The organism is Wolbachia endosymbiont of Wuchereria bancrofti (genome assembly GCF_002204235.2).
Lineage (GTDB): Bacteria > Pseudomonadota > Alphaproteobacteria > Rickettsiales > Anaplasmataceae > Wolbachia.
Window position 1 is genome coordinate 1 of the sequence record NZ_NJBR02000100.1, and the last position, 3,475, is coordinate 3,475.

General features: G+C 33.8%; 4 protein-coding genes. All 4 read right to left on the bottom strand.

Going from position 1 to position 3,475, the window contains the following annotated elements; all coding sequences use genetic code 11:
• Window positions 1–617 precede the first annotated feature (617 nt).
• Window positions 618–815 carry a hypothetical protein gene (locus tag CCY16_RS05245; protein ID WP_088415524.1) on the bottom strand — a complete coding sequence of 66 codons (198 nt, stop codon included), beginning with the start codon at window positions 813–815 and terminating at the stop codon, window positions 618–620.
• A 9-nt stretch (window positions 816–824) separates the two neighbouring features.
• A complete protein-coding gene (locus tag CCY16_RS06775; protein WP_281250526.1) occupies window positions 825–950 on the bottom strand; it encodes a hypothetical protein in 126 nt (41 codons plus the stop codon).
• A 59-nt stretch (window positions 951–1,009) separates the two neighbouring features.
• A complete protein-coding gene (locus CCY16_RS05250) occupies window positions 1,010–1,204 on the bottom strand; it encodes a hypothetical protein (protein ID WP_088415527.1) in 195 nt (64 codons plus the stop codon).
• A gap of 577 nt (window positions 1,205–1,781) precedes the next feature.
• Window positions 1,782–3,146: an alanine:cation symporter family protein gene (locus tag CCY16_RS05255; protein ID WP_088415529.1), complete on the bottom strand. Its 1,365-nt coding sequence runs from the start codon at window positions 3,144–3,146 to the stop codon at window positions 1,782–1,784.
• Between the last annotated feature and the right edge of the window lie 329 nt (window positions 3,147–3,475).

Genomic DNA, 3,475 nt, shown 5'->3' on the forward strand with positions numbered 1-3,475 from the left:
ATCTGTATAGAGAAAATAAGTAATTAGCTTCAATGTTACAATAAGGAAGCTGGTAAAGTTTGTTGAGTAGTTTTTTGCATTTCTGTAAGCTACTTAGGTAGCTGGTAGCTATGCAACAAAGCTAGCCTAACTTCTTGGTTTTCCTGATCTATTAGAAGGAATCGGGTTTGGATTTGAGAATTCTGTTCTGATATATTTGTCTTTCTCATCAAATAATTCACGGATTTTTCCATCAGTTTGAACTCCCACTTTTCCAGTCTTTCCTTGCTTTGTTGAAGATGATGCGTTAACTTTGTCAATTCTTTTATAATTACTTGGCCATTTTTCCTTCTACCTTTCTAATGCTTCATGTGTTTTTCGGTAATTTAACTCTTCTCCTTTAGGTTTCTGTTCATTACTATGAGAGCTATCACCTTGGCCACTTTTTGGAGACAGCTTTTTTTTAGCACGTACAAATTTTGATTTTTTTCTCTACCTTTAATTTTGCCCTTTAACCACTTACGTATAGGGTCATATTGTTTGCCTTCGTTTATATTTGCTAGAATGTTCTCTAAGAATTGTTTTTGCGCTACGTCAACTGTGTTAGAACTTATTTCATTTTGTTCATCATCTTGATTTTAGCTCACAGACTTGGTAGAGGTGCTTTTCCCTTGCTCATTGGAAACATCTTTTTTAGATGGAAGTGAATTAGTGCTAAGTAGCAGTAGTGGAGAAGTTCTTCCGTCCTGAAGATTCTCTTCTTGACTGCCGTAACCTGACCCGTCTTCACTATTAGGCCATAATCCAATGTTCTGAGAATTAACCTCTCGATTCATATCAATAGCTTAAACGCTAATATCTCTATCACCATCACTTTCTGTTGCAACTTCAAATAACAGCTTATTACTGTCCTGATGTCGCACTTCATTTTTTATCTCTCTTCCTTTTTTTAATGCATCCTCTAAAGACAAATTCCATAATTTTACGTCTTTGTTTGCAGCAGCATTTATCTTTTTATCTTGGTAGTCACTTAAATAATCTCCGTCAATTTCTCTCCATCAGGATAAATGCGTATCTTAATTATATGGGTTTCCCCTTTTACTGGCCAATTCAGAGTCATTTCATGTGAACCATCGGTACGACATAATGCCTTTTTTTTCTTGTTTTTCCCTTCTCCTTCCTCAGCAACAAAACCGTGCGTTCCGCTCTTTTCATCACCGTGCAACGTTGAAAATCCAGAGATTCCATTCTTCTAACAAAAATCACTATTTAAAAATTTGCTGATTTTAAACTCTTTCTTGTTGTCCTCCAGCGTAACACTTGCGTGATTACCGTACATTGAAACTTCTTTAATACCATCTTTAATATACTTCCTCCACTCTTCTTTGACTTTTTCTTGAAGCTCTTGTCTATCTCCCTTTATCTTGTTGTATCTTTAAAGAATAACGCTATACGCTTTATTTTTGTCTTTATCTCCATCTCAATCCCAGTCGGCGTGTTTTATTAAAAACTTTACTGTACCCAAACCAGCTCTAACGTTGTAAATTTAGGTCATTTTCTCTTTTTATCTTAATCGAATAAAAATGAAAAATTTTGAATGAATTCATGATAGCTGTATTCCTGCTATGTACTCTTAACTTTCATATTCTTCCTCACTAATAACCCTTCACTTTTTAGCTTTAGCTAGTATTATTATTATGAAAAATGATTAAATTTTTATAAAAGAAAGTTGTACTGTTAACGTAATGACACGAACTATACAAGTAACGAGCATGAAAATCAACCCCTTAATATGAGAATAGCTAGCCAGTTTCTAGTTTTGTTTTTGTTGAGAATCGCTGATTCAACTTCAGATATCTGCTGCTCACAGTGAACACTTCTGGATCTCGAGAAGTCAGTTTGAGTATAGCTAATATATTGATAAACAATAAAGCAGCGATCGAAATATCGGCAACATCCCATAGCAACTGAACCTTACTTATTGAACCAAGTGGGATAATTGCAGTGAAAATTATAATCCAGATTTTAGTGTATTTATCATTTTGAGATACATAATATATTGTCTGCTTCGAGCAAAAAAACCAGGTAAAAATAGTAGTAAAAGCAAAACAAAACATTATGGCCATGATTAGATAGTCAATATAAGGCCAACTCATTGCTTTTCTGAAAGCAAATATGCACATGTTAGTACTCTCTAAACCAGTAGCCCAAGAATCTGTAACAAGCAGTACCATTGTTGTAATAAATACTACAAATGCAACTATAAAAGGCGATATTATTGTGATTAGACTCTGTTCGATAATAAATTTATTGTTATTTCTCTTAGGAATGATTGAAGAGTGTACAATTCCTTCGAGACCAAGCCCTATATCTGTTGCAAAAATACCTCGTAAAGTTCCTACTTGAATAATAGTTAACGTTTCTAAAACTAAACCTAAAGATAAACCAAAGTTAAAGCTACTAGTTGTAAAAAAGCTGCTTGTTATTAGCTTTAGAGAAGGAAGAATATTTTCACTAAATTTAAATAATATAATACCGCAAAGTGTGAGGTAACTTATCGTCATTATCGGTATCATAGCTGATATGAAAATTTTGATTTTTTTTAAGCTAAGAGCCGCAACAACAAAAAATATTATGGTCATAATAATTCCACCAGTGACCACAGGTACATTTATCATATCAAGTGGTATTGACAGGGAATTTACCTGAACGAGGTTACCGACGATTATCGAAACCATTATCATAATAACTAGGAATACAACTGTAGCTTTTCTAGAGTTAAATGCATCAACCATGTAGGCCATAGGGCCACCTATAAACCGTCCATTCTTTTTCTTTCTGTTCTTTATACTCAGGTAACAAGTGACATATTTTATTACAGAAGTGATAACAACAATTATTGCCATCCACAAAATAGAACCTGGTCCTCCTGTTTTTAGAGCAACAGCAGTTCCTGAAATATTCCCTACTCCTAAATTTCCTCCTAAGATTGTAAATAGGGCAGCTATAGAGGAAAATTTATTTTCCCCTTTCTTAACTCCAATAAGTGAAAGGGCATGTGGTAACCTAAATATCTGTAACCATTTCAGCCTAACTGATAGATAAACACCAGCGGTTAGTATTAGTAATATTGTTGGTAGTAATGAAACAGACTTTATTATATCCATCTACGTGCTGAAGGTAAGCATTTTGACTTAGTATACAAACAAAAGTTGAAAATACCTAAGTCTATTTTCTGTGAAAGTTCACATGATTAACGAAGTTCATTTCTATATCATATGGCTGATCATAAGCTAGATTCCAGCACCACGTACACAACTGCACGAGCATTTTGATTCCAGGAATTTAAGCAGCCAACAGAAATGCAAAGCCCACTTTACAGACCTTAAGAAACTCTTATATGGGGATATTTTAGGCCTAAATTTATCTTTAATCTTTATTTAAGTGACAAAAGCACATTATTAAACTAGGTGTGTTATGTTTAATTTTTCTTATA

Bases quoted from the DNA above. Each gene is read 5' to 3' on its own strand.
- CCY16_RS05245 (WP_088415524.1), bottom strand. From the start codon at position 815: ATGAATCGAGAGGTTAATTCTCAGAACATTGGATTATGGCCTAATAGT.
- CCY16_RS05255 (WP_088415529.1), bottom strand. From the start codon at position 3,146: ATGGATATAATAAAGTCTGTTTCATTACTACCAACAATATTACTAATA.